Source organism: Paraburkholderia sp. 2C (assembly GCF_054589215.1).
The window spans coordinates 1-286 of the sequence record NZ_BAAILL010000051.1 but is presented as its reverse complement, the minus strand read 5'-3'; the positions used below and the strand labels follow the sequence as shown (position 1 = coordinate 286).

The window sequence follows — 286 nt, the reverse complement described above, 5'->3', positions numbered from 1 at the left end:
GATCGACAGCAGCTTGCGATCCTGGTCGAGCAGAAACGAGAAGTCCATACCGAGCGCCATCTCGCGCGACGTGTCGGCCAGCGAGCGCAGACGTGCTTGCAAAAGCTGCGGCACGGCGCCAAGTTGCTGCCGGTCGCGACTGTGCTCGCTCACACTGCGATGCAACGCTTCGATCCAGAACATCAGATCGGCGTAACTGTCGTCGCCGCTGGCCGGCATGATCGCGCGCGTCGTCTGCGCGGCTTTCTTCGTCAGCCGGATCAGCGACGGCGACAACGCGTCAAGC

Annotated in this window: 1 protein-coding gene; it reads right to left on the bottom strand. The window is 63.6% G+C overall.

Features of this window, described 5'->3' with window-relative positions; genetic code table 11:
- On the bottom strand, positions 1 to 286 hold a 286-nt coding region (locus tag ACYPXD_RS28835), incomplete at both ends, for a hypothetical protein (protein ID WP_459719730.1).